This is a genomic window from Kosakonia sp. H7A (assembly GCF_003028445.1).
Lineage (GTDB): Bacteria > Pseudomonadota > Gammaproteobacteria > Enterobacterales > Enterobacteriaceae > Kosakonia > Kosakonia radicincitans.
The window spans coordinates 198,617-223,622 of record NZ_PYTZ01000008.1 but is presented as its reverse complement, the minus strand read 5'-3'; the positions used below and the strand labels follow the sequence as shown (position 1 = coordinate 223,622).

Here is a 25,006-nt window from a genome sequence, read left to right as displayed (position 1 = left end):
GCGTATGTAATAAAGTAGTAAATCGATATTTCGCAGGATATTTCCTGGTTGCGTATTATCTACAAAATGCGATGTTTCTTAAGTGCTGATAAGCTGAAACTTGTGTCAGCTTTTCACATTATGTTGTTGTCTGACCACATGTTAGGATTGCCGCAATTAATAGAAAGGTGTTTGTTATGTCAATAAATATGAGCAGCAGCATACTGGAGCAGATGCAGAGCCAAACTCGTCAAATTACCGGCGCGTCTTCGCTGAATCCATTTGCTTCTGCTAAAACCACTGAGAATAATCCATCCTTCTCAGATATTTTATTTAACAGCGTAAATTCAATTAGCCAAATGCAAAACCATGCCAAAACCCAGGCGGAAGGCTATCTGTCAGGCGTCGAAGGCATTGGTTTGAACGACGTAATGGTTTCCATGCAGGAATCTTCTCTGGCATTAAATATTGGTGTGCAGGCAAGAAATAAACTTGTTAATGCCTATCAGGAAATAATGAACATGCCGGTTTAATACCGGCCATTATCTTAATAACCACGAAATGAATTAACTATTCCGTTTCATCTTATTAATAACTGATTATTTTGCTGCGTACCTGAGCATCGCTGAAAACCCGGCAGGGGTACTACCGCTTATTATGATAAATAACTGGAACATTATGAACCCCGCAACCGAAGCCAATCAGTCTGGTCAGAAACAACTTACGCACAATGAAATAGAAAGAATTAGCGCGCTGATTTATCAACGTGCAGGCATTGTTCTTACTCCACAAAAACGCGACATGGTTTATAACCGCCTGTCGCGACGCATTCGCGTGCTGGAACTGAAGGGATTTACCGATTACATCAATTTGCTGGTCGCCAATCCGGAGAGCGATGAATGGCAAGTCTTTATTAATGCATTAACCACCAATCTGACCTCTTTTTTTCGCGAGGCGTACCACTTTCCGATCCTGGCGCGCCATGCGCAGGCCAGAGGCGGTATGTACAACGTGTGGTGTGCGGGCGCCTCGACCGGTGAAGAACCGTGGTCCATCGCCATGACGCTGGAAGAGACGCTGGGCCGCAGCATTACCGGCCCGCGCGTACTGGCAACCGACATTGATACCGATGTGCTGGAAAAGGCCGGTCAGGGCGTTTATCGCCTGGCGGATATCGACAGCCTGAGCGAACAGCAGAAGAAAACCTGGTTCCTGCGTGGTACCGGCGCGCAGAAAGAGCTGGTGAAAATCAAAGATGAATTACGCCATGCCGTTCAGTTCCGCCAACTGAACCTGATCGATCCGCAGTGGAACATCCAGGGCAATTTTGACGCCATTTTCTGCCGTAACGTGATGATTTATTTCGATCATAAAACGCAGGAAAAACTGGTCATGCGCTTCGCAAAAATGCTCAAACCCGATGGCTTGTTGTTTCTGGGGCACTCGGAACATTTTAACAGCGCTAACAGCCCATTCCGTCTGCTTGGGCAATCCGTCTACCGCATCGCAGAGTAAAAATTATGAACAAGATTAAGGTGTTGTGCATTGATGATTCGTCTCTGATGCGCAGGATACTGACGCAGATGGTCAATGAGCAACCGGATATGGAGATGGTCGCGGCGGCGCCGGATCCGATTATCGCCCGCGATCTGATCAAGCAACACAACCCGGATGTACTGACGCTGGATGTCGAAATGCCGCGCATGGACGGGCTGGAGTTTCTCGATCGTCTGATGCGCCTGCGTCCGATGCCGGTGGTGATGCTCTCGTCATTAACCAGCAAAGGCTCCGATATTACGCTGAACGCGCTGGAACTGGGGGCGGTAGATTTTATTACCAAGCCGTCGATGGGGCTGCATGACGGTATGGGGCAATACAGCGAGATGATTGCCGACAAAATTCGTATGGCGGCCAAAGCGCAGGTTCGTCGCCGCGAAGGACAACCGACCGCACCGCGAGTGATTCAGGCACCACGCGCAGGCAGCGATAAGATCATAGCGATTGGCTCATCAACCGGTGGCACCGAAGCGCTGCGCCAGATCCTGATGTCGATGCCGCAGGGTTGCCCGGGCATCGTTATCGCCCAACACATGCCGCCAGGATTTACCCGCTCATTTGCCGACCGCCTGAATAACTTGTGCCAGATTTCCGTGAGTGAAGCGACCGAGGGCGAGCGCGTGCAGCCTGGTCATGCGTACATTGCGCCGGGCGGGTTTCACATGGAGCTGAAGCGCAGCGGTGCAAACTACCAGATTGCGCTGAACAACGGTCTGCCCATTAACCGCCACCGTCCGTCGGTGGATGCGTTGTTCCACTCTGTTGCACGCTGCGCCGGTAAAAATGCCCTTGGCGCCATCCTCACCGGAATGGGCCACGATGGCGCCGCAGGGTTACTGGCGATGCGCCAGACGGGCGCGTGGACCGTCGCGCAGAGCGAGCGAACCTGCGTGGTATTCGGCATGCCGCGAGAAGCGATTGCCCTCGGCGGCGCCTGCGATATCGCCGACCTCGACCAGATTAGCCAGCAACTTCTCAACCATGCTGTCTCCCGGGCTCGCAGAGTCTGAGCCCTGGTTTCTCTCACCGTTCAATGACTTAACCTGGAAATAAAAAATTATGGCAGATACCAACTTGCGCTTTTTAGTGGTCGATGATTTCTCCACGATGCGCCGTATTGTTCGCAACCTGTTGAAAGATTTAGGGTTCAATAATGTCGAAGAGGCAGAAGATGGCCTGGATGCACTGAACAAACTGCGCGCCGCCACCTTCGATTTCGTCATCAGCGACTGGAATATGCCCAACATGGATGGCTTACAGCTGCTGACGGAAATTCGTAACGATGCCGCTTTCAGCAAAATGCCCGTGTTGATGGTCACCGCTGAAGCCAAGAAAGAAAACATTATTGCCGCCGCCCAGGCGGGCGCCAGCGGTTATGTCGTGAAACCTTTCACGGCGGCGACGCTGGAAGAGAAGCTCAACAAAATTTTTGAAAAGCTTGGGTGGTAATCGATGGACAAGATGGCACAAACACAATCGACAGACGATTTTAAAAATCTCTTTTCGCGCGTTGGCCACCTGGCCCGTTTGTTACGCGACAGCCTGGTTGACCTCGGGCTGGATCGCACCATTGCCGAAGCGGCAGAAGCTATCCCGGATGCACGCGAACGTCTGGACTATGTCGTCGGTAAAACCGCCGAGGCCGCCGAGCGCGTACTGACCAGCGTCGAACAGGCACGTCCTTTACAGGACGAACTGGGCGAACGCGCGGAGCAACTGACTGCTCGCTGGGACGGCTGGTTTGCCGCGCCGGTAGAGTTAGCCGATGCACGCGAACTGGTGGCGGACACCCGCAGCTTCCTCGCCAGAACGCCGGACCTTGCACGCAATACCAACAACCAACTGATGGAAATCATGATGGCGCAGGATTTCCAGGATCTTACCGGCCAGGTAATTCGCGGCATGATGTCGCTTATCGAAAGCGTCGAAAAAGAGCTGATTCTGGTGCTGCTGGAGTACCTGCCGGAGGACGTCAGCGGTCTGAAAGAGGTTGATACGACGCTGATGAACGGCCCGCAAATCGACCAGAACAAAACCGGCGTCGTCGCCAGCCAGGATCAGGTCGATGATCTGCTCGATAGCCTGGGTTTCTGATGACCGCCTCACCCACCGGGATGAGGCACTAACGGGAGGCCAGCGGCAGAGAATATGTCCGAAGAAAGTGATGTAGAAAAAACCGAAGAACCCACACCCCACCGACGACAAAAAGCGCGTGAAGAGGGGCAAATTCCGCGTTCGAAAGAGCTGAGTTCGCTGCTGATGTTGCTGGCCGGGTGGGCGCTGTTGTTATCCGGGGGGCAACATTTTGCCCATAACCTGATGCAGATCCTGCATAGCGGACTGATGCTGAACAGGCTACCGGTGACGGATCCCCGTTCCATGCTTCAGCAGGCCAGTTACCTGTTCTCGATGATGGCCAGCGGGCTGCTGCCAATTTTGCTGGGGTTATTCATCACCGGGCTGCTCTCTCCCATGCTGCTGGGCGGCGTGAACTTCAGCGGCAAGTCGCTGAAAGTGGACCTGGCGCGCATGTCGCCGATGAAAGGGCTGCAACGCATGTTCTCGGCGCAGGTGCTGTCAGAGATGTTGAAAGGTTGCCTGAAAGTTGCGCTGGCCGGTTGCGGGTTTGCGTTGTACGTCTACAACAACCGACCGCACTTTATTCAACTGGTTAACGCCTCATTCCCGACCGCAGTGAGCGGCGCCATCGGCATGATTTTTGACTGCCTGCTGATGGTGATTTTCTTCCTGCTGCCGGTAATGGGTTACGACGTGTTTTACCAGATCACCAGCAACCTGAAAAAACTGCGTATGAGCCGTCAGGAGATCCGCGACGAGTTCAAACAGCAGGAAGGCGACCCGCACGTTAAGGGGCGCATTAAGCAGATGCAACGCGCAGCCGCCCGTAATCGCATGATGACGGACGTACCGAAAGCCGATGTCATCGTTAACAACCCGACGCACTACTCCGTCGCGCTCTCTTACAAAGAAGGCGGGATGAGTGCGCCAACGGTACTGGCGAAAGGCGCGGGCGAAGTTGCACTAAAAATTCGTGAACTGGGCGCTGCACATCGCATTCCGATGCTTGAAGCGCCGCCGCTTGCCCGCGCCCTGTATAGCCACTGTGAGATTGGCGAACAGATCCCCGGCGAGCTTTATAGCGCTGTCGCAGAAGTTCTCGCCTGGGTCTACGGCCTGCGGCGGTGGCGCACCTCTGGCGGAGTTCCGCCTGTACAGCCCAGGGATCTTCCGGTTCCTGAGTCGATGGATTTTGCAAATGAGAGAAACTAATGGCCAGTATCGCCAGTAAATTACGTTTACCCGCATTTAAAGAGACACAGTGGCAAATTCTGGCTGGTCCGGTACTGATCATGCTGATTCTGGCGATGATGGTACTGCCGCTGCCGGCATTCCTGCTGGATACGCTGTTTACCTTCAATATCGTGCTGTCACTGATGATTTTGTTGGTGGCGATGTTTACGCAGAAAACCCTCGAATTTTCTGCGTTTCCTACCGTGTTGCTGTTCTCCACTCTGCTACGCCTGGCGCTGAACATCGCCTCTACGCGTATCATTTTGATGGAAGGACACACCGGCGCGGCCGCTGCCGGACGCGTGGTGGAAGCGTTCGGCCACTTCCTGGTGGGCGGTAACTTTGCCATCGGTATCGTGGTCTTCGCCATTCTGATCATCATTAACTTTATGGTGATCACCAAAGGTGCCGGGCGTATCGCCGAAGTGGGCGCGCGCTTTGTGCTGGATGGCATGCCGGGCAAACAGATGGCGATTGATGCCGATCTTAACGCCGGGCTGATTGGTGAAGCCGAAGCGAAACGCCGTCGTAATGAAGTGACGCAGGAGTCCGATTTCTACGGTTCAATGGACGGTGCCAGTAAATTCGTGCGCGGGGATGCCATCGCCGGGCTGCTGATTATGGCGATTAACGTCATCGGCGGGCTGACCATCGGTGTGCTTCAGCATGGGCTGAGCGTCGGCGAAGCCGGTGAAACCTACACTCTGTTGACTATCGGTGACGGCCTTGTTGCCCAGATCCCGGCGCTGATTATCTCTACCGCCGCAGGCGTTATTGTTACCCGCGTGTCCAACGAGCAGGATATCGGCGAGCAGATGGTCGGACAGTTGTTGAACAACCCGAAAGTGATGCTGCTTTCCGCTGGGGTGATTGGTCTGCTGGGGCTTATCCCGGGGATGCCGAACGTTGTCTTCCTGCTGTTTACCGCCGTTCTGCTGGGGCTGGCATGGTGGATGCGCGGTCGTCAGATGCAAGCACCTGCCCGTAACGTCACGCGTGAAGATAATGATAAAGCCGCGCAGGCTGCCAACGATCAGGCCTCTGCAGAAGCCTCATGGGCCGATGTGGAAATGGAAGATGTGCTGGGGCTGGAAGTCGGCTATCGCCTGATCCCACTGGTGGACAGCGCGCAGGATGGTCAGTTGCTGATCCGCGTGCGCGGTATCCGTAAGAAATTTGCCCAGGATATGGGCTTCCTGCCGCCGCCGATCCATATTCGCGACAACCTCGATCTGGCGCCAGGCGAGTACCGTATTCTGCTGAAAGGCGTTGAGATTGGCCGCGGCGAGATCGAACCGGAACGCTGGATGGCGATTAACCCTGGCTACGCCGAAGGGGAATTGCCGGGTACGCCGTGCGAAGATCCGGCGTTTGGTCTGCCAGCGTGCTGGATCGACGAAGTCTTCCGCGAGCAGGCGCAGATTCAGGGGTATACCGTGGTCGATCCGGGTTCCGTTATCGCAACGCATCTTAACCACGTGATCTCGCTGAATACGGAAGAGTTGTTCAGCCGCCAGGAGACACAGCAACTGCTGGAGCGCATTAATAAAGAGATGCCGAAGCTGGTTGAAGATCTGATCCCGGGCGTGATCTCACTGACGCTGTTCCACAAAGTGTTGCAGAATCTGCTGGCCGAGCGCGTCTCTATCCGCGATATGCGCACCATTATCGATACGCTGGCTGAACATGTTCCGCTACAAAACGATCCGGACGAACTGACCGCACAGGTTCGTATCCGTTTGGGCCGCGCCATTACGGCGCAGTGGTTCCGCACGGATAACGACATCAAGGTGATTGGGCTGGATACCACGCTGGAAAAACTGTTGATTCAGGCTCGCCAGAACGGCAGCGCGATCGAACCGGGTATTGCCGAAAATCTGATGAAGCAGGCCGAACGCGCCATCACCGACCAGCAAGCGCTGGGCATTTCGCCGGTACTGCTGGTGAATCCGGGGCTGCGCCTGATGGTTTCACGCTTCCTGCGCCGCGCCTTCCCGCAGCTGGCAGTCATGTCAACGCTGGAAATCAGCAGCAACAAAACGGTGCAAATGACCACCGTAATCGGTACACATTCATGATACCTGCCGCTGCTATTTTGGGCATGGCGCTGGTATTGCCAGCGAATGCCGCACCTTCCAGCGGTTCCTGGAGCGATACGGCAGCGGGTGGTAGCACCCGCACCGGCAAGCAGATTGTACGCGGGCGAGCGTTAAGCTCGCCTTCTGCGATCCCGGCGTCGGCAAAGGTTACCCGTGTTTCATGGCGTATTACGCTGCTGGCTCCGCCGCCGCCAGGGCTGGAGATCAAGCTGTGTCGTCACGATCGCTGCTTACGGCTGCCTTCCCTGGCCGGGCAACGCAGCATCACTTTTCCGCTCTCCGCAACGGGTGAATTTCGCTTTATTTACACAGTGAATAAGCGCGGCCCGTTACGACCCGCCCTGAATGTGGTCAACCAACAGTTAATCGTTAACTACCGCTAAAAAAAGAATAAGGCCATCAGTAAGTTAATTACTGGGCCTTATTTGTTTAATGTATTGAAGAGGTTTGCTGACTGGAGTAGAGCTTACTGAACGTGGTTCCACGATGTATTGAGGACAGATTCTGTTTCAGAACATGAAGGCGCGCCTGCAATTTCCGGGTTATTTCACCCTCGTTTTCGACCATCTGCTTTAATACCATTTTCAGATTTTCTCTTTCCGCAACAGATAGATCATCGGCGCTGACTTCCATAATGTCCTGCTTTTTCAGCATATAGCCAGCGGCCATTTCGGCAAGCAGGTCCCATTCTTCTTTCGCTGCCATATCCAGCAGCGTTAAATTCATCTCGTATAATTCAACGATAATTTTTGGCAGCACCTCACCCATAATTCACCCGACGTTGTGTTGGTTCGATCTCTTTCCATGTCATGGCCAGTTTCATTAACAGCGCATCGATGTGCTTTAATTTCTCCGGCTCGTTACGCAGATTCGCCTCTAATAATGTCCGCGACATATATTCGTACATTTGCTCCAGTTCTGCGGCAATGTGTACGCCCTTTTCGTGATCGAGCGCAGCGCGCAAACCGTTATCAATAATATTGATCGCCTTAGAGATCATCTTGCCACGCTGGGCGACGTTGCCATTCTCAAAATAGATATTGGCTTGCAGAATCGCGCTGTGCGCGCCGTCGAACAACATGGAAATTAACTGGTGCGGCGTGGCGCCAGAGAGCTTACTTTGAAGACCCACCTGCTCATACGCCTGGCTCCCCTGTGCTGCATACATGTTTGTCACTCCTGTTGGCAGGCCGCGGCGGGCCTGCGCAATGAAAAATTAGAGGGTTGAAAGCAATGACGTTAACTGACTGCTCATGTTGTTCAGATTCGACATCATGGTGTCGAGGTTCTGGAACTGCACACGGTAACGTTCGACCTGTGCGTCAATCAGCTTCTGCGTCTTGTCGATCTGGGTTTGCGCAATTTTAGTTTGCGACTCCAGGCTGTCGGTGGTGGTTTTAATCAAACCGTCCGTTTTGGTCTTCGAATCGCCAACGTAGCTGGTGATGATGGAGCCCAGCGCCGAAGAGAGCCCTTCGCTGTCGCCACGGCCGGAGAACATCAGGCTGATTTGTTCCGGATTATCGGCAATCGCTTCATCCAGCGTGTCTTCATCCAGCGTCATCTGGCCGGTTGCCGAATCAATCTTGATGCCTAAATCCGCCAGCGAGCCGTAATCTGCCCCGGCATCGCCGTAGACGCCATTGACGGTGGAGCGCACCTGGCTGACCAGGCTGCGCAGCGTGGAATCCCCCACCAGCGAGCCGCTACCGGAGTTTTGCGTCGCCACTTCTTCATCACCCAGGCTGGAGGTATCCGCCGCGACATATTTGCTGTCAGCGGTAGTCTCGGTAAGCAGCGCATTGTATTGCTTAACAAAATCCTGCAGGCTGGTTTTGATGGCCGAGGTATCCGAGGTCAGCGTCAACTGCTCAGCTTCGCCGTTTTCCGACACTTTTTTCAGGTTCAGCGTCACGCCGTCAATGATGTCGCTGATGTTGTTGCTGGAGCGGGTATAGTCAGAACCATCGACGCGCAGTTTGGCATCCTGGGCATCGGAAACGGCGATCATATTGTCGTTTGCGCCGCCATCAGCCACCACAGAGCCGTCATCATTAATATGCTGGCCGCCGCCGGAGGTGTTCAGCACACCCGCCAGCGTATTATCACCATCAACACTGACGGTCATTTCGCCATCGGAGCCGGTCTTTTTCGAACTCAGTACCAGCTGGTAGCCATCATCGGTACGCTGTACGGAAGCGGTAACATCACCCTTCTCTTTATTGATCGCTTTCGCAATCTGGTTCAGTGAGGTTTCATCATCCGCCAGCTCCACTTCCATGGTCTTGCCGTCATTCTGCGTGATCGTCACTGTACGGCTGCCGCCGGTGGTTTCGCCCAGCATGTCATCTGCGCTGGCTTCCGGCTGGGTTTTCAGTTTATGTGCCGTCGCGAGCTGTGAAATGGTCACCGAATGGCTGTCCGCCTGCGCGCCGCTGCCAGCAACGGCAGTAAAGGCTTCATTGGCGCTGACGTTCATTTTATTAAAAGCATCAGAACCCATGGTGGTAACGCTTTTTTGCAGATTCGACAGCAGGCTGGAGATCTTACCCCATGCTGAAATCTGCGACTTATAGCTGTTCTGTAGTTTGGTATAGGGTGTTAAACGCGATTGCTCACCGGCCTTCAGCTGTTCCAGCATTGATGCCGTATCGATCCCGCCAGTACCTACACCTAATGATGATATTCCCATTTCGTCTCCGGTCGGAAAGGTCATTTTGTTGAGTGAATTCTATTAACCAATCGGCCTGGGAAATAAAAAGATGAATATTTAATAAAGGAACTATATAGAAGAAAGAAAAAACTCAGCGCTACAGAGAAAATTCGCTAAATCGATAAGGGAATATAACGTCAGTTGTGCGCGCAATTCATATCTTCAATATCAGAATCGGCTGAAATAGCAGCTAAAAAATAGCTAAGTCATTGTTTCCTGAAATTCCCTTCAGCTATTCAACAAATCTTTCCGCAGCAAAAAATTTCAGTCCTTTTTTGAAGGGCCGATTTATTTAGTATGCGAGACAACTTACGCATAACCATAATCCATGTGAACTATAGAGTATTAAGGAATAAACATGTCCCAGGTTATTAACACTAACGCCCTCAGCCTCGTTGCACAGAACAACCTGAATAAATCTCAGAGCTCTCTGGGTACCGCTATTGAGCGTCTGTCTTCTGGTCTGCGTATTAACAGCGCGAAAGACGATGCAGCAGGTCAGGCAATTTCTAACCGCTTCACCGCGAACATCAACGGTCTGAGCCAGGCTTCCCGTAACGCCAACGACGGTATCTCTATCGCACAGACGACTGAAGGCGCGCTGAACGAAATCAACGATAACCTGCAGAACATCCGTCGTCTGTCTGTACAGGCGCAGAACGGCACCAACTCTGATTCTGACCGTCAGTCCATCCAGGACGAAATCAACGCACGTCTGGACGAGATCAACCGTATCTCTGAACAGACTGAGTTCAACGGCGTGAAAGTACTGAGCAAAGATCAGACTCTGTCTATCCAGGTGGGTTCTAACGACGGCCAGACTATCGATATCCAGCTGAACCAGATGGACTCTTCTACTCTGGGTATGGACGACTTCACCATCGCTAACGGCGTTGACGCAAGCACCCTGACTGATGCGACCACCGTTAAAGTTGATACCGGTGCTAAATACGATGTATCCACCATCACGGATACTGACGCTGCTGGCAAAGCTGCTGATGACGTTGTTGAGGGTGACGACGGTAACATCTACGTTAAATCTGGTAGCGACTACTTCCTCGCAACGACTGATGCAACGGGTGCTGTAACGTTTGACTCCGCTAGCACTGCTGCAACAGGTGTTACCATGGGCAACAGCGTAGCTGGCGACGCCGTTATGTTTGACAAAGCTCCGGACGTTTCTGGTATCACCGGTACCCTGAAAACTGACGGCGAAGGCAACTACTATGTTGAAGATGCTAACGGCGCGCTGACCGCTGCAACCGTTGACGATGCTGGCGTTGTGACTGATTCCGGTAAAGCAGTTTCTACCGCTCAGGCAACTGAAGATCCGCTGACCAAAATCGACGAAGCGCTGGCTCAGGTTGACGAACTGCGTTCCGGTCTGGGTGCGGTACAGAACCGTTTCGATTCTGTAATCAGCAACCTGAACAACACCGTTAACAACCTGTCTGAATCTCGTTCACGTATCCTGGATGCTGACTTCGCTTCTGAAGTTTCTGAAATGAGCCGTGCGAACATTCTGCAGTCTGCGGGTACTTCTGTACTGGCACAGGCTAACCAGGTTCCGCAGAACGTCCTGTCTCTGCTGCGTTAATTCGCGCTTTTCAGCCGAAGCCAAAGACCGCCCTCTCCGGGCGGTTTTTTTTTGCCCTTTCCTTACAACTCTTCTTTTTCGTCTGATCCCTTAGATGAGAAGAACGAATTCAAACTTGCGTTATCGTCGTAATCCGATGCGCCCGCAGCCGGACTGCGGGCCTGTGGTTCAGACGAGCCAGCTTAATAACAAGGTGGCAAAAATGACCGTTGAAGCACCACCAATGCGGGTGGCGATTTGCGCGAAGGGCATCAATGCCATTCTGTTGGATGCTGAGAGGATCGCCACATCCCCCGTACCGCCGAGGCCACTATGGCAGCTGGTGACGATCGCCGCCTCGACCGGATACATATTTAACTTTGTGGCAATGAAATAACCGCTGAGCGCCATAGCAATGACGATGGAGCCGCACACAATAACGTAGCCGACAGAGAATACCGCGACCACGCTTTCCAGCGGCACATAAAGCATGCCGAGACCAATCATCAGCGGCCAGACTAATGCTGCGGAAACAAACTTATAGCAACTGTGCGCGCCCTGCTCCATGGATTTGGGGATCACCTGTGCGTACTTGCACAGTACGGCAATCAGGATCATCAGCACCGGACCAGGAATATGCACCAGTTTTTCAAATAACCCGCCGACGATAAAAAAGGCGCATATCATCAACAGCCCGCCGCCCATAAGTTGAAAATCGGTATGCTGCGCCTCCTGCGTCTGTGCGAAGACGCGGTTATCCTCATCACTGCGGATCAGCATACCGTTACCGGTCAGGGAAGGACGGCGCATTCCTATACGCGCCAGCACGCCAGCGCAGATAATGGCAAAGATATTGCCCACCACTGCCGCGGGTGCCAGTTGGGCAACATAAACATCCGGGGTTTGCCCAAGAATGGCGGAATAGGCCAGTGACAGCGGTAATATGCCTTCGCCAATCCCACCGCCGATAATAGGCACGATGATAAAGAAAAAGGTGTGATACGGCGTGTAGCCAAATAATGTTCCTACCAGCAGCCCGGCGAGCACCGCGACCACAGTACCGGCCACCAGGGGCACAAACATGCGGATCATGCCCTGGATCAGGATCACCCGGTTCATGCCGAGAATGCTGCCAACCACCAGACAGGCAATAACAAAATAAAGCAGGTTGGCTTCTTTCATCAGCAGATGGACGGTGGCTAACGTATGCGCTTCAAACAGACCAAAATAGACCAGTACCGAGGGCACCATCAGGCACAATATTGCTGGCCCACCGACGTCCTTCAGCACCGGCAACATACGGCCTATTTTGGCAAAGGCAAAACCAAGCGTCATGATCACCGCCAGGCCGCCAATCATGTTTTTCGGCAATAAACCTGCGATAGCTGAAATGGCGACAATCGAAGCGATACCGATAAAGAGCAGCAAGGGTACGGCGCCGACTTCAAGCCCGTGCAGGCGCGAGAGTTGTGCACCCGCAGGGGATGCGTCAACAGAGGAAGAGAGAGGATTATCTTTCATTATTTTCACCTGATTCGCTATTAATAATTAACAGTGGGTCAGGAATAACCGCTGGGTTATTCGTAATAGGATAAAATGCTTGAAAAAATAAAGCCAACAAAATAAATATTGCCACCAGGAAGTTATGATTGAATAAATAACATAATCTTCGGCCTGTAAAGTGAGCAATAGTTACTGCTTATTGAATTTGTGAGTGCCGTAGTAATTCACATTTAAATAACTTAAACAGGCTATTCGTAAATAAAATAATTGCGCAGATACATGCATTAGATTCTTCTAATGAAAATATAAACTTAGCACCTCAATCTTTCCATTTAATTAAAGTATTCCTTTTGAAACTAATTAAAACACACGAAGTGTGATTCTAATCACCTTTGGAAGTAAATACGATAGATAGAGTTCCTGCCTGAAAACTATTTAAATAAAACAAAAACAGGACATTTTATGCCTTCACTACTCCTACAATCTTTATTCCCTTTAGTATTTATCATGTTACTAGGGTGGCTAAGTGGAAAATTAGGGTATACGCACCGTAAGGATGCCACTGTATTAGCGACAGTGGTGATTCGCTTTGCATTACCCTTTCATCTTTTTATCGGAGCACTGAACACCAACCCGGACAAAATCAAAAACTTCTCGTTTATGGCTGTGCTGGTAATTGGTCTGATGGGCTCTTATTTACTGACGCTGATCCTGTCGCGTTACGTTTTTCGTCATGATATCAAGACCAGCGCAATACAGTCTTTGGTTTGCGCTTTTCCTGATATGGCCTATTTTGGCGCGCCGGTACTGGCCGTGCTGATTGGACCGGAAGGATTTTTAGGTGTGCTAATTGGCAATTTAGTCACCAGCGTTTTAATGATTCCGTTGACCATTATCTTAATCCGCATGGGCGATAAAGATAGCGACATTGAAACGCTACATCCGGGCAAACTGATTATGCAGAATTTACTGCGGGCGGTGCGTAACCCGATTGTCTGGATCCCCGTATCCGGTGTGGTGCTGAGCCTGGCCGGTGTGCAGTTACCGCATCTGTTGAGTGCGCCGATTGAGATGGTTGGCAAAATTGCTGGTGGTCTGTCGCTGTTTGCCCTCGGTCTGCTGTTTTACGGTGAGCGCCCGTCGCTGAATCTCCAGACCTTTACCAATATCAGCATCAAAAATCTGATCCAACCCGCCATGATGGCAGTTGCCGGGCTGGCATTTGGCCTGAGCCACACCTTAATGCAGCAGGTCGTGATTATTGGTGCAACACCTTCTGCTATCGCTGCGGGAATGTTCGCCCTGCGCAGCGACACTTATATCGAATCCGCATCCTCTTCCATTCTTATTGGCACTGCGATCGGCGTATTAACTGAGGGCGTGATGATCTACTTGATTTCTTGAGCCTCTTTTCTGTTATCCCCGATACATCGGCAGCCGTGCCGTTATTATTTAGTCAGGAGCAGCAATAATGTTACGCAAAGAAACGCTTTATACGCCTTATAATGGTGCCGTATTACTGGAAAACCCGTTACTTAATAAAGGGCTGGCATTCACTGAGGATGAACGTCTGGCCTTTAATCTGTATGGATTATTACCGCATAACGTTGAAACCATCGAAGAACAAACAGCGCGCGCATGGCAACAATTTTGTCATTTTAAAAAAGACATCTCCCGCCATGTTTACTTACGCAATATTCAGGACACCAACGAGACGCTTTTTTATAATCTTCTGCGCTGTCATATGCAGGAAACCCTGCCAATTATCTACACCCCAACGGTAGGCGAAGCCTGTGAGCATTTTTCTGAGATTTATCGCCGCGCCAGAGGGTTATTTATCTCATGGCCGGATCGGCACCGCATCGATGAAATGCTGCAAAGTTTTTCACGCAATGATATTCGCGTAATTGTGGTTACCGATGGGGAACGCATTCTCGGTCTCGGCGACCAGGGCATCGGAGGGATGGGGATCCCGATTGGCAAACTTTCGTTATATACCGCGTGCGGCGGAATTGACCCGGCATCGACGCTGCCTATCATGCTGGATGTGGGTACCAACAACAGCCAGCATCTTGAAAATCCGCTGTATATGGGGTGGCGCCATCCGCGAATCAGCGACGAAGACTATATCGAATTTATGGATATGTTCGTTGAGGCCATCAAAGCGCGCTGGCCAAATGTCCTCCTGCAATTTGAGGATTTTGCCCAGAAAAATGCGACCAAACTTCTGAACCGTTACCGCCACCAACTGTGCTGCTTTAATGATGATATTCAGGGAACGGCAGCGGTCACCACCGGCACGCTGATTGCCGCTTCGCAGGCGGCGGGAATGCGCTTACGCGATCTGCGCGTGGTTTTCCTCGGCAGCGGCTCCGCCGGCTGCGGCATCGCGGAGAAAATCATTGCCTTGATGGTCGACGATGGTCTGACCCCGGAGGAAGCCCGCAACAACATTTTCATGATCGATCGCTTTGGCCTGTTAACAGATGACATGCCTAATTTACTGGATTTCCAGCAAAAACTGGTCACGCCACGTCGTCTTATCGCCGACTGGGATACCGATTCAGAGAATATGTCTCTGCTGGACGTGGTGCGCAATGTCCATCCCAACGTACTGATTGGCGTTTCCGGGCAACCCGGTCTTTTCAGCGAAGAAATCGTGAAAGAGATGCATCGTCACTGTTCCCGTCCCATTATCATGCCGTTGTCGAACCCGACCTCACGCGCGGAAGCCCAGCCCCGGGATCTGATTGAATGGACGCAGGGAGCCGCGCTCATTGCAACGGGAAGCCCTTTTGAGCCGGTCTTTTATCAGGATGAATCGTACGAAATAGCCCAGTGCAACAATGCGTATATTTTCCCGGGATTAGGTCTGGGCGTACTGGCAGGCAAGTTAACTCGCGTCACCGACACCATGCTGAGCGTGGCCAGCAAAACGCTTGCAGCATTCTCTCCGCTGGCAAATACAGAGAAAGGAGGGCTGCTGCCGCCAGTCGATATCATTGAAACCGTATCGAAAGCCATCGCCCTGCAGGTAGCCCAGGCGGGTCAGCAGGAGGGCGTCGGCCCGCTGATGAGTGAAGAGGAATTAACAACACGTCTCGAAAATATCTATTGGGATGCGCGCTATAAAGCGTACAAACGCGCGTCCTTCTGAGAATCGGCACGGCAGAGCGAGCCATACTCTGCCGTGCGTTAATCAGGACCAACCGTACATTAACTAAAACAGATGCGTTGAGGAGAAAAAGCCATTACGCCCGGCATATTTTGCGTGATAAAGCGCATCATCAGCTAATTCGATAAGCGTTGTCTCCTTGCCTTTCACTGCCGGACCGGGGCCGGAAGCGATACCAATGCTTACGGTCACTATTCCGAACGGGCTATATTCATGAGGGATATTTTCCTGACAAATACTTTGAATTATTTTTTTGGCTTTCTTTTCCGCCGCGATCAAATCGATTGCAGGAAGAATAACAACAAACTCTTCTCCACCATAGCGGGCAACCAGCGCAGAGCTGCTTTTTATTGTTTTTTTCAGGGATGTTGCGACTTGCCGTAAACAGTCATCACCCGCTAAATGCCCGTAATTATCGTTATATTTTTTAAAGTAATCTATATCAATGAGCATCAAGGATATTGCATGCTTATTTACGGCGCACTGTAATACCTCACGGGGCAGCGCCTCATCGAATTTGCGACGATTCGCCAGCCCGGTTAAACTATCCTCAGCCGCCATAGCCTTTAATTTCTCATTTGCGGTCATGAGTGATTCAGTAGTTTTTGACAATTCACGACTGGTGCGCACTCGCCGATGGATATCCCGCAGAAGAAAATAACCTGAAGTTATAACGCCTCCCATCAGGAAAATAACAATCACTATCAGAATCTCTGATTGTTTTTTCCAGGCCAACATTCCTTCGTCGATACTCACGGCGACAGTGGTAACTAATCCATATCGTTTGTTTTTTTGAAATGCATACATCCGTGGTATATTGTCAAAGCGAGAGACACTTCTTGCGGTACCGGAATTACTGTTTTTCAGGTATGTTGTAAAAAGTGGCGAATTGGAAATAACCCGACCAATATATTTATCGTCAAAAGGATAGCGTATCAGTAATATTCCAGACTCGCTTGTTAATGCAATAGCACCAGAATGTCCAATATCGATCTTGCCAAACGTTTCAAGGAAATTTTCAATATTGAGAGTGAGAACGGCGACCCCGGCAAATCTACCCTGGTGATCTTCCAGCCTGCGACTGATGGTTATCACCCATTTCCCGTTCGTCCGGCTTACTACGGGAGGACCAATAAAAACTTTTTTGGACGTATTGTTTTGATGATAAACGAAGAAAAAACGGTCTGCGCTATTGGCGCGGCCAGAAAGCCTTTCGTGTAATGCGATGAGCGTATTGCCAGTAGCATCATAAATAACAACATTATTGAGTTGCTCCAGCAATTCATCCTGACCAGCAAGAATTTTCTTTATATTGGTAATCTGGCTTTTGTCTTCACCATAAATTTCCGTTATGTCCGAAAGATTTTCTATGAGCATCTCGCCCTGCCGGATAACCCCCTCAGAATAAAGATTGAGAGTATGGCTTAAATTCGAAACGTTGGTATTAAGATCGTTGATTGTCTGTACACGGGTGATCCAGATATGGAAGGATAAAATTATCGACATCACGAAGAAGACAACAACAAGAATTGTCAACCCAATAAAACTCTCTCTCTTCATTATGATTTACCACCAGCCCAAATCACGTCTTAAATACCTTCATTACTGAGAACCTTTATCGTTAAAAATATAAACCCTGGCAGAAAATCGTTGCGGTCAGCAGGCAAATACATTTTTGCATTCAACTTTAAAGATTAACACCTGCAGCATAGCTGTGCTTTGCTTATTAATAAAGTGTTATATGAAATATTCATAAATTCATCTTATTACTATTAAAGCGAGAATGAGCGTAATTTCTTACAGACTGGAATTAGCACAGTAGTGCCACTGAAAAATATCCTATTTTGTTTCGTCTAATTTGCTGAATCGTAAGGTGATTAAAAGGATTGCCCGGCTGGTAAGCACTATCACTCTACACAGCGAAACGACATCGCCAATATACTTTCCTGAGCAGAACCAGCCCCTTCCAGCCCAACGCCATGGCGATGCCATGGCGTTGAAGTAAGCGCATTGCCAGGAAGGCATTCACCTGGCTTCACTCATCCACGCTTTCAGGGTAAGAGAGTAAAGCAGGCTCGGTGGCGCACTACATTACTTAAACAGTTTCTGGACAAACTCCGCATACGCCGGACGCCAGACATCCATTTCATGGTTCAGACCGGGGTACACTTTGTAATCAAACTTAATGCCCTGTTTCTCCAGCTCGCTCTTCAGCCCGGCGATGTCTTTCCCGGTGACGGAATCCTTTTCTCCGACAACAACGGTGAAATTATGCAGTTGCTTATTAATTAACGCCGGTTTACTGAACTGCGCGCTAACGCCAGCGTCAGGGACCGTTGTGGTGGTGACACCGCTAAAGGTTGCCAGCCAGCCGAAGCTTTCAAGATGGTTCATCCCGGAAACCAGCGCCTGATATCCCCCTTGCGACAACCCTGCCAGCGCGCGTCCGCTTGCATCTTTGCGTACGTTAAACCGCGCGTCGACCAGCGGAATAATATCGTGCATCAGTTCGCGGTCTGCCGCTTTGGCATTGAGAGGGTAAAATGTTTTGCGGCGATCTTTCGGCGGAAAATTCTCCGGGATCGCCTGCACAATGTCAGTTTCGGTATCCGGAACCACGACCAGCATCGGTTTGATTTTCCCTTCGGCCAGCAGGTTATCCATGATCTGCGGCAGACGTCCCTGATCGATAGCGGAAAGGCCGGTATCGCCAAAACCGTGGTAGAAATAGAGCACCGGTAGCGGTTCGCCTTTTCCGTTATAACCTGGCGGCGTCCAGATATAGACCCGCCGCTCGGAGCCCAGCTCTTTCGAGTGATAAGTCACCGTCAACAGATCGCCATGAGGAACAGCGCGATCGTCGAGAATACTGCCCGGCACCAGAATCAAACTGGTATTCACCTGGCGCTGCGGCTTCTGAAAACGGCTTCCCGTATCCACCGAGCGGAACCCATCGACATCAAAATAGTACTCATAGAGGTTCGGTGCCAGCGCCCCGCTCTTCCAGGACCAGACGCCGCTGGCGTCTTTACTCATATCATGCGAAACATAGCTGTCCGGGGTGGAACCCGTGATCACCGAGACCCGTTTTGCGCCCGGCGCGAAAAGGCGAAAGGTTATGCTTTTATCCGCGTTAACCTGCGTCACATACTGGCTGACCGGTACCGATAAGTCAGGCGTCACCGGAAAGGGCGCAGCAAAAGCCGGAACAGCCGCGCTGCCCAACAGAGCGGTAATGGCCAGCGTCAGACAAGCGATGTTTCTTTTCATATCACTCCCTCGTTTTTCACATTTATGCAGATTTATCGACCGGGCATTACTACCAGACCTTAGCCTGAACACCTGGGGCAAATGGTTTGTTTTTCTCATCAGTGCCGTTGAGATTACCCTGTTCGCTGCCCGGCGCATGAATGCCGATATCACAAAAAAGCATTTCCGCATGGAATTCAGGCATGCAGACGTTTCTTATCGACGTATTGGGTAAATTTTTTCAGGGGAGTGGAAATACAGCGAGGACGCGGCGTTAGCGTTACGCGTATTACACAGGCGGCGTTTTTTACTGTGTTCTTTCCGAACTCACACCCATTCTTTTATCAATAAGCAACAATAAAAAAAGCCTCTCCGTTAACCGGAAAGGCTTGTGAAATAAAAACGCAGAAAGAATTAATTGAAGCCGTTATCGGCGACTTTATCGATCAGTTCCATCTCATCACTGTTTAACAGTTTTTCGATATCCACAAGAATCAACATCCGCTCACCCATCGAACCGAGGCCCAGCAAATATTGCGTGGAGAGCGCGACGGTATATTCCGGCGCAGGTTTAATCTGCGCGGCGTCCAGCGACAGCACATCGGAAACGCCATCAACGACAATGCCCACCACGCGGCTGCTGTTCAGGCTGAGGACAATCACAATGGTGTTGTCATCAAAATTGGCCGACTCAAGAGCGAATTTCACCCGCAGATCGACAATTGGCACAATCACGCCGCGCAGATTGGTGACGCCAGCGATAAAGTCCGGCGTATTGGCAATACGTGTCACGCGATCGTAGCCACGGATCTCCTGCACTTTCAGGATCTCAATGCCGTACTCTTCATTACCCAGACGGAAGGCGAGGAATTCATGCCCCGCGTCATCCTTCAATTGCTTTTCTGTATCAGTTAAGTTCATTTAATAACCTTTCAACCTGTGATTCAGGCACCATTGTCAACGCATCTCTTTTTTTGGCTAATGTCGTTAACACGGCGACATCCAGTATTAACGCCACGCTGCCGTCCCCCAGAATGGTGGCGGCAGAAATGCCCGGTATTTTGCGGTAGTTTTGCTCAAGGTTTTTCACTACCACCTGATGCTGACCGATCAGTTGATCCACCAGCAGGGCATAGCGATTGCCCGCGCTCTGTACAATCACGGCAATCCCCTCGCTGATGTCGTAATCCGCTTCGTGAATGCCAAAGAGTTGTCCCAGTTCGACAAGCTGCAAATACTCATCGCGCACCTGCAACATCCGTTCACCACCGGTCATACGGTGCATTTTCGTTTCAGAAAGCATTAACGATTCCATCATGCTGCCGAGCGGCAACACATAGATCTCAGAACCGATGCGAACCGACATGCCATCAAGGATTGCCAGCGTCAGCGGCAAAATAATCCTGATAGTCGAACCTTTACCCTGCTCAGAATGGAGGGTGATATGGCCGCCCATCTCCTGGATATTACGGCGCACAACGTCCATACCCACGCCGCGACCGGAGATATCCGTCACTTTTTCTGCGGTGGAGAACCCGGCGGCGAAAATCAGCATCCACACATCTTCATCGCTGATGTTTTCGCTGATCAACATGCCCTGAGCCTGCGCCCGCGCGAGAATTTTTTCGCGGTTCAACCCGGCACCGTCATCGCTCACTTCAATAATGATATTGCCGCCATGATGTTCCGCAGAGAGCACCAGATTGCCCTTATCCGGCTTGCCGTTGGCGCGACGCACATCAACCGGTTCAATTCCGTGATCGAGGCTGTTACGCACCAGATGCGTCAGCGGATCGACGATCTGTTCGATCAGGCGTTTGTCCAGTTCCGCGGAGCCGCCCACCAGCGTCAGCTCCACCTCTTTATTCAGTTTCGCCGCCAGATCGTGAACCAGACGCGGGAAGCGGCTAAAGACGTAATCCATCGGCATCATGCGGATAGACATCACCGATTCCTGAAGGTCGCGGGCATTACGCTCAAGCTGAACAATGGTATTGAGCAGGGTATCGTGGCTTGATGAATCAAGGGTGCCGGAAAGCTGCGACAGCATCGCCTGCGTGATGATCAGTTCGCCAACCTGGTTGATGATCTGATCCACTTTTTCCACCGCTACGCGAATGCTGCTCGCTTCCGCCGCCTGCGGGCGGTTGCGTGAAGATTCCGGTCGCGAAGGACGCGGCTGTGCTGATGCGCCAGCAACAGGCTGCGCAACCGCGCTGCTTTCTGCCACTTCCGGCACAGCAGCCTCCTCAACGGCCAGCGGAGTAGCAGCTTTAGCTGGTGCCGGAGAGATGGTTATCTGCTCCGGTTCCAGAATAAAGCACAGTACCGCCTGGATATCATCGGCGCTGGTGGTGGTTTGCAATACCAGTTGCAGAGCGCCGTTTTCACGCTGCACATCGCTGATGCTCCCCAGATTCGCCAGCTCTTCCAGCAGCGGATCCTGATCCTCATCTTTCACTTTTTGCAGCACGATGAGCAGGCGCGGTTCGCCCTCTTCAGCTTCCGCCGGCACCGCGATGGCAGAGGCCGTCACTGGCGCGACGATAGCCGCCGGGACAACCGCCGCAACAGGCGGCTGTGCTGCGTGGTCGTTAGCAATTTGCCGTAGCGCTTCGCAAATATACTGATAAGCCTCCTGATCCGGTTCAGAGGAGGATTTGTAGGCGTCCAGTTGATCCTGCATGATGTCCTTACCTTCCAAAAACAAACTTCGAATCTCTTCTGTAATCCGCAGCTTGTCGCTACGAACATCATCGAGGAGATTTTCCAGAATATGCATTGTCTGCTGCAGCGCAGAAAAACCAAACGTACCGGCTCCCCCTTTTATCGAGTGGGCGGCGCGAAAAATGGCATTCAATACTTCTCTGTCTGGCGACAGCAGATCGAGGTCAAGCAGGTGCTTTTCCATGTCGGCCAACAACTCGTCAGCCTCATCAAAAAAAGCCTGATAAAAGTCGCTGATATCCACTTAGTTATTCTCCATGGCCGTTTTGACTGTTGATTCCGTTGCAGGTGCTGCTGCACCCTGCTCCGCTTTTTTACTCTCATCCGACAGAGAGACAGGGTCACGTAGCAGCACATCTTCCTGCAGGATTTGTTTGGCGCGCTCCTGGCTGAGCACCAGGATACTGATACGCCGGTTAATCGGGTCGTCGGCGATCGTTCCCGACTGCACCATCGTGTCGGCGGTACCAATCACCCGGATAAATTTATTGCTGCCAAGCCCGGCGCTAACCAGAATGCGACGCGAGGCGTTGGCGCGATCGGAGGAGAGTTCCCAGTTGCTGTAACCCGCTTCGCCATTGGCATACGGCAGCGCATCGGTATGGCCGGTCATAATGATGCGGTTAGGCAATTCATTCAGTACCGGAACCAGAGCCTGGAGGATATTCACCATATAGCTCTCCGGAACCGGGCTGCCGACTTTAAACATCGGGCGATCGGCGCTGTCGGTGATCTGAATAAGCAGACCATCATCGGTCAGCGAAAGCCGTAAATTAGAGGTGAAATTGTTCAGACGTGGATCGGTTTGAATCAGGCTTTGCAGCTTGTTTCTGGCGCGCTTCAGATTCGCTTCCCGCTTTTTCTCATCAATTTTATTCAACGTCTTTTTGAAGACTTCCCCGTCATTTTTCAGGGGATCGTCCCCGCCGCCGGGGATCACACTGTCGCTCAGGCTGGCTTTATCGCCCTTCGCCAGCGCGTTTTTCAGCGGGACTTTGAAATATTCAGCGATCTGCATACGCTGCTCCGGAGAAGAGGATGAGAGCAGCCACATCACCAGGAAAAAAGCCATCATCGCGGTCATAAAGTCCGCGTAGGCGATTTTCCATGAGCCGCCGTGCGACTCATGTTTTTTTCGGTTGAATTTGCGGACAACAATGGTTGCGGCTGACTTTTTCTTCACGTTGCCTCTCCCGTCGGTACGGACGATGAAGAGGAGCGGACTTCGCGCACGTGCTCATCAAGTTCAGCAAAACTCGGGCGCTCAGTCGAATAGAGCGTTTTACGGCCAAATTCAACGGCAATCTGCGGCGCATAACCATGAATACTGCACAGCAGCGTGGTTTTAATGCACTCCAGCATTTTCAAATGTTCGGCGCTACGCTGACGCAGCAACGTTGCCAGCGGCAGAACCATGCCGTAAGCAATCAGGATGCCGAGGAAAGTACCTACCATCGCATGGGCAATCAGTTCCCCCAGCTCCGCCGCCGGGCGATCCGCCGCCGCCAGCGCATTGACCACGCCCATCACCGCCGCAACGATACCAAATGCAGGCAGCGCATCACCCACGGCATTGATGCTGTTCGCCGGAACGTCGTGTTCGTGCTCGCAGGTCTCGATCTCCTCATCCATTAGCGCTTCCATTTCAAAGGCATTCATATTGCCGCTGATTATCAGACGCAGGTAATCGACAAGGAAATTCATGATTTCGGAATCCGCCAGCAGGCGCGGATAGGCAGAAAAGATGGCGCTGTTTTGCGGATCTTCTATGTCGTTCTCCAGCGCAACAACCCCACTTTGACGGCTTTTTGACAACAGCAGATACATCAGCGCCATTAAATCCATGTATAACGCTTTGGTGTAATACGAACCCCGAAATAAACGAGGAAAAGATTTCATGGTCGCGCGGATCGCTTTGCCATTATTCCCCACCAGAAAAGCGCCCAAGCCGGCGCCACCGATGATTAATAATTCAGTCGGCTGAAAGAGTGCGCCGAGATTACCGCCACTGATAGCAAAGCCACCAAATACGGCTGCAAATACCACGACATAGCCAATAATGACTAACACGTTAACTCCTTAATAATCTAAACGTCCGTTTATCATCTTTATTCCATGCATATAAGCGCGTAACCAGGCACGCATCGCTGCCGTTCTTCACGGGGTGGTGATGTACATAGCAGTGAGCCAATATTTACCGGTACCGATCCATTAAAAAAACTTCCGGATTGACACGTTTAATTGCTCGCGAAGGCGGAAAACACAAACTGCAAGTGTATATAGCGTCAGGGCTCTCCTGTGTGGTAATAAACGAACCACCACAAGAGCAACATTCCGTATGCCTGATCATGCCGCAATCAACAAATCGTAATAACGTCCATGCGCGAGTAATACCGAGCACAGGTTTTTTATCTTTGCCGTCAAGACTATTCTCAAGGTACAGACGATAACTTTTCAGCATTGTTTCAACAGGACGGCCACCTTCGGTTTTTTCCAGATAACGATAAATATTATAGAAAATCGATGAGTGAATATTCTGTTCCCAGGACATATACCAGTCCGCGGAAAACGGTAACATCCCCTTCGGTGGTGAACATCCCTTAATTTCTTTATAAAGTTTTAAAAGCTTGCGGCGACTTAAACTTGTTTCGCTCTCGAGGACTTGCATCCGTGCACCAAAGGAGATCAATTCCACGGCGATTTGCGCATCCTTGATTTCAGAGATGATGCTTTTCTCACACATAGATATTTCCCTGTCAGGCCGCCGGACGTTCTTCCTCGGCAAGAGAATTAAGTAATTCTGTAGACAAAATGATTCCAGTATGAATGTTTTGTAAAGCATCAATACGCGAATCTTTCGTCAGACAGTCGATAACCATATCGCTGTCAATGCGCAAACGGCATATTAGCTGGCCTGTTGATGAAAGTTTAATAAGCTGTGAAAGCGATAAATCTTTCAACATATCAATTGTTGATTCATTTAACCCAAGGCGAAATGTAGCGGATAATTTGTCTTCCATAATTAACCGCTGCGCCAGCAGCAGGTAAGAAAGATTCATATCCCGGATACATTGCAGTGGCTCGTCAAACGCTGTCACATTCATGGTAAACGTACC

24 protein-coding genes are annotated in these 25,006 nt (G+C 51.1%); 11 read left to right on the top strand and 13 right to left on the bottom strand.

What is annotated here, in order from left to right:
- Nucleotides 1–176: 176 nt before the first annotated feature.
- From fliE to CWM66_RS22575, 8 genes are all read left to right on the top strand, one after another.
- Nucleotides 177–512, top strand: coding sequence for a flagellar hook-basal body complex protein FliE (gene fliE / locus CWM66_RS22610; protein WP_007370659.1), 336 nt, complete (start codon nt 177–179; stop codon nt 510–512).
- 145 nt (nt 513–657) lie between these two features.
- Nucleotides 658–1,494, top strand: a complete 837-nt coding sequence (locus tag CWM66_RS22605) for a CheR family methyltransferase (protein ID WP_051644032.1) — start codon at nt 658–660, stop codon at nt 1,492–1,494.
- A gap of 5 nt (nt 1,495–1,499) precedes the next feature.
- Complete coding sequence (locus CWM66_RS22600) at nt 1,500–2,546, top strand: chemotaxis response regulator protein-glutamate methylesterase (RefSeq protein WP_035942102.1); 1,047 nt, start codon at nt 1,500–1,502, stop codon at nt 2,544–2,546.
- A 49-nt stretch (nt 2,547–2,595) separates the two neighbouring features.
- Nucleotides 2,596–2,985: a chemotaxis response regulator CheY gene (gene cheY, locus CWM66_RS22595; protein WP_035888287.1), complete on the top strand. Its 390-nt coding sequence runs from the start codon at nt 2,596–2,598 to the stop codon at nt 2,983–2,985.
- A gap of 3 nt (nt 2,986–2,988) precedes the next feature.
- Entirely contained in the window at nt 2,989–3,630 is a 642-nt protein-coding gene (gene cheZ / locus CWM66_RS22590) for a protein phosphatase CheZ (RefSeq protein ID WP_007370655.1), read from the top strand.
- 54 nt (nt 3,631–3,684) lie between these two features.
- Nucleotides 3,685–4,827 carry a flagellar biosynthesis protein FlhB gene (gene flhB, locus CWM66_RS22585; protein WP_107147320.1) on the top strand — a complete coding sequence of 381 codons (1,143 nt, stop codon included), beginning with the start codon at nt 3,685–3,687 and terminating at the stop codon, nt 4,825–4,827.
- Nucleotides 4,827–6,926 (top strand): flagellar biosynthesis protein FlhA, encoded by a 2,100-nt coding sequence (gene flhA / locus CWM66_RS22580; RefSeq protein WP_107147319.1) that lies wholly within the window; start codon nt 4,827–4,829, stop codon nt 6,924–6,926. The genes flhB and flhA overlap by 1 nt, the downstream gene beginning before the upstream one ends.
- Nucleotides 6,923–7,330 (top strand): flagellar protein FlhE, encoded by a 408-nt coding sequence (locus tag CWM66_RS22575; protein WP_071921249.1) that lies wholly within the window; start codon nt 6,923–6,925, stop codon nt 7,328–7,330. Before flhA ends, CWM66_RS22575 begins: the two co-directional genes overlap by 4 nt.
- 46 nt (nt 7,331–7,376) lie before the next feature.
- Here the strand turns inward: CWM66_RS22575 and fliT are convergent, their stop codons facing one another.
- Genes fliT through fliD form a run of 3 tightly spaced genes read right to left on the bottom strand, consistent with a single transcriptional unit; the run spans nt 7,377 to nt 9,639 of the window.
- Complete coding sequence (gene fliT, locus CWM66_RS22570) at nt 7,377–7,715, bottom strand: flagellar protein FliT (protein WP_071921250.1); 339 nt, start codon at nt 7,713–7,715, stop codon at nt 7,377–7,379.
- Entirely contained in the window at nt 7,708–8,115 is a 408-nt protein-coding gene (gene fliS / locus CWM66_RS22565) for a flagellar export chaperone FliS (RefSeq protein WP_107147318.1), read from the bottom strand. Before fliS ends, fliT begins: the two co-directional genes overlap by 8 nt.
- A 48-nt stretch (nt 8,116–8,163) precedes the next feature.
- Nucleotides 8,164–9,639, bottom strand: coding sequence for a flagellar filament capping protein FliD (gene fliD, locus CWM66_RS22560; protein ID WP_107147317.1), 1,476 nt, complete (start codon nt 9,637–9,639; stop codon nt 8,164–8,166).
- Between the two features lie 379 nt (nt 9,640–10,018).
- Between fliD and CWM66_RS22555 the strand changes: the two genes are divergently transcribed.
- The gene (locus CWM66_RS22555; protein WP_007370648.1) at nt 10,019–11,257 is read left to right on the top strand and encodes a FliC/FljB family flagellin; all 1,239 of its coding nucleotides are present in this window, start codon (nt 10,019–10,021) and stop codon (nt 11,255–11,257) included.
- A 168-nt stretch (nt 11,258–11,425) separates the two neighbouring features.
- On the opposite strand, the gene CWM66_RS22550 is transcribed toward CWM66_RS22555, so the two are convergent.
- Nucleotides 11,426–12,757, bottom strand: a complete 1,332-nt coding sequence (locus CWM66_RS22550; protein ID WP_007370647.1) for a 2-hydroxycarboxylate transporter family protein — start codon at nt 12,755–12,757, stop codon at nt 11,426–11,428.
- A 444-nt stretch (nt 12,758–13,201) separates the two neighbouring features.
- Here CWM66_RS22550 and CWM66_RS22545 point away from each other — a divergent pair, with 444 nt between their 5' ends.
- Together CWM66_RS22545 and CWM66_RS22540 are read left to right on the top strand one after the other, a co-directional pair.
- The gene (locus CWM66_RS22545; protein ID WP_035888280.1) at nt 13,202–14,143 is read left to right on the top strand and encodes an AEC family transporter; all 942 of its coding nucleotides are present in this window, start codon (nt 13,202–13,204) and stop codon (nt 14,141–14,143) included.
- Between the two features lie 67 nt (nt 14,144–14,210).
- Nucleotides 14,211–15,896 carry an NAD-dependent malic enzyme gene (locus tag CWM66_RS22540; protein ID WP_071921251.1) on the top strand — a complete coding sequence of 562 codons (1,686 nt, stop codon included), beginning with the start codon at nt 14,211–14,213 and terminating at the stop codon, nt 15,894–15,896.
- Nucleotides 15,897–15,959: 63 nt separating this feature from the next.
- Here CWM66_RS22540 and CWM66_RS22535 read toward each other — a convergent pair whose 3' ends face one another.
- The 9 genes from CWM66_RS22535 to flhD all read right to left on the bottom strand — a co-directional run bounded on the left by CWM66_RS22535 (nt 15,960) and on the right by flhD (nt 24,994).
- A complete protein-coding gene (locus CWM66_RS22535) occupies nt 15,960–17,474 on the bottom strand; it encodes a sensor domain-containing diguanylate cyclase (protein WP_071921252.1) in 1,515 nt (504 codons plus the stop codon).
- A 531-nt stretch (nt 17,475–18,005) separates the two neighbouring features.
- Nucleotides 18,006–19,184, bottom strand: a complete 1,179-nt coding sequence (locus CWM66_RS22530) for an alpha/beta hydrolase-fold protein (RefSeq protein WP_035888276.1) — start codon at nt 19,182–19,184, stop codon at nt 18,006–18,008.
- Nucleotides 19,185–19,233: 49 nt separating this feature from the next.
- Entirely contained in the window at nt 19,234–19,368 is a 135-nt protein-coding gene (locus CWM66_RS29440; RefSeq protein WP_007370640.1) for a hypothetical protein, read from the bottom strand.
- A 209-nt stretch (nt 19,369–19,577) separates the two neighbouring features.
- Nucleotides 19,578–20,084, bottom strand: a complete 507-nt coding sequence (gene cheW, locus CWM66_RS22525) for a chemotaxis protein CheW (protein WP_007370639.1) — start codon at nt 20,082–20,084, stop codon at nt 19,578–19,580.
- A complete protein-coding gene (gene cheA, locus CWM66_RS22520; protein ID WP_007370638.1) occupies nt 20,071–22,134 on the bottom strand; it encodes a chemotaxis protein CheA in 2,064 nt (687 codons plus the stop codon). Before cheA ends, cheW begins: the two co-directional genes overlap by 14 nt.
- On the bottom strand, nt 22,135–23,073 hold the full coding sequence (gene motB, locus CWM66_RS22515; protein ID WP_035888274.1) for a flagellar motor protein MotB: 939 nt from the start codon (nt 23,071–23,073) through the stop codon (nt 22,135–22,137).
- Nucleotides 23,070–23,960: a flagellar motor stator protein MotA gene (gene motA, locus CWM66_RS22510; protein WP_007370636.1), complete on the bottom strand. Its 891-nt coding sequence runs from the start codon at nt 23,958–23,960 to the stop codon at nt 23,070–23,072. The genes motB and motA overlap by 4 nt, the downstream gene beginning before the upstream one ends.
- Before the next feature lie 124 nt (nt 23,961–24,084).
- The gene (gene flhC / locus CWM66_RS22505; protein WP_007370635.1) at nt 24,085–24,633 is read right to left on the bottom strand and encodes a flagellar transcriptional regulator FlhC; all 549 of its coding nucleotides are present in this window, start codon (nt 24,631–24,633) and stop codon (nt 24,085–24,087) included.
- Nucleotides 24,634–24,646: 13 nt separating this feature from the next.
- Nucleotides 24,647–24,994, bottom strand: a complete 348-nt coding sequence (gene flhD, locus CWM66_RS22500; protein WP_007370634.1) for a flagellar transcriptional regulator FlhD — start codon at nt 24,992–24,994, stop codon at nt 24,647–24,649.
- Nucleotides 24,995–25,006 lie beyond the last annotated feature (12 nt).

Bases quoted from the DNA above. Each gene is read 5' to 3' on its own strand.
- fliE (WP_007370659.1), top strand. From the start codon at position 177: ATGTCAATAAATATGAGCAGCAGCATACTGGAGCAGATGCAGAGCCAA.
- CWM66_RS22605 (WP_051644032.1), top strand. From the start codon at position 658: ATGAACCCCGCAACCGAAGCCAATCAGTCTGGTCAGAAACAACTTACG.
- CWM66_RS22600 (WP_035942102.1), top strand. From the start codon at position 1,500: ATGAACAAGATTAAGGTGTTGTGCATTGATGATTCGTCTCTGATGCGC.
- cheY (WP_035888287.1), top strand. From the start codon at position 2,596: ATGGCAGATACCAACTTGCGCTTTTTAGTGGTCGATGATTTCTCCACG.
- cheZ (WP_007370655.1), top strand. From the start codon at position 2,989: ATGGACAAGATGGCACAAACACAATCGACAGACGATTTTAAAAATCTC.
- flhB (WP_107147320.1), top strand. From the start codon at position 3,685: ATGTCCGAAGAAAGTGATGTAGAAAAAACCGAAGAACCCACACCCCAC.
- flhA (WP_107147319.1), top strand. From the start codon at position 4,827: ATGGCCAGTATCGCCAGTAAATTACGTTTACCCGCATTTAAAGAGACA.
- CWM66_RS22575 (WP_071921249.1), top strand. From the start codon at position 6,923: ATGATACCTGCCGCTGCTATTTTGGGCATGGCGCTGGTATTGCCAGCG.
- fliT (WP_071921250.1), bottom strand. From the start codon at position 7,715: ATGGGTGAGGTGCTGCCAAAAATTATCGTTGAATTATACGAGATGAAT.
- fliS (WP_107147318.1), bottom strand. From the start codon at position 8,115: ATGTATGCAGCACAGGGGAGCCAGGCGTATGAGCAGGTGGGTCTTCAA.
- fliD (WP_107147317.1), bottom strand. From the start codon at position 9,639: ATGGGAATATCATCATTAGGTGTAGGTACTGGCGGGATCGATACGGCA.
- CWM66_RS22555 (WP_007370648.1), top strand. From the start codon at position 10,019: ATGTCCCAGGTTATTAACACTAACGCCCTCAGCCTCGTTGCACAGAAC.
- CWM66_RS22550 (WP_007370647.1), bottom strand. From the start codon at position 12,757: ATGAAAGATAATCCTCTCTCTTCCTCTGTTGACGCATCCCCTGCGGGT.
- CWM66_RS22545 (WP_035888280.1), top strand. From the start codon at position 13,202: ATGCCTTCACTACTCCTACAATCTTTATTCCCTTTAGTATTTATCATG.
- CWM66_RS22540 (WP_071921251.1), top strand. From the start codon at position 14,211: ATGTTACGCAAAGAAACGCTTTATACGCCTTATAATGGTGCCGTATTA.
- CWM66_RS22535 (WP_071921252.1), bottom strand. From the start codon at position 17,474: ATGAAGAGAGAGAGTTTTATTGGGTTGACAATTCTTGTTGTTGTCTTC.
- CWM66_RS22530 (WP_035888276.1), bottom strand. From the start codon at position 19,184: ATGAAAAGAAACATCGCTTGTCTGACGCTGGCCATTACCGCTCTGTTG.
- CWM66_RS29440 (WP_007370640.1), bottom strand. From the start codon at position 19,368: ATGCCTGAATTCCATGCGGAAATGCTTTTTTGTGATATCGGCATTCAT.
- cheW (WP_007370639.1), bottom strand. From the start codon at position 20,084: ATGAACTTAACTGATACAGAAAAGCAATTGAAGGATGACGCGGGGCAT.
- flhC (WP_007370635.1), bottom strand. From the start codon at position 24,633: ATGTGTGAGAAAAGCATCATCTCTGAAATCAAGGATGCGCAAATCGCC.
- flhD (WP_007370634.1), bottom strand. From the start codon at position 24,994: ATGAATGTGACAGCGTTTGACGAGCCACTGCAATGTATCCGGGATATG.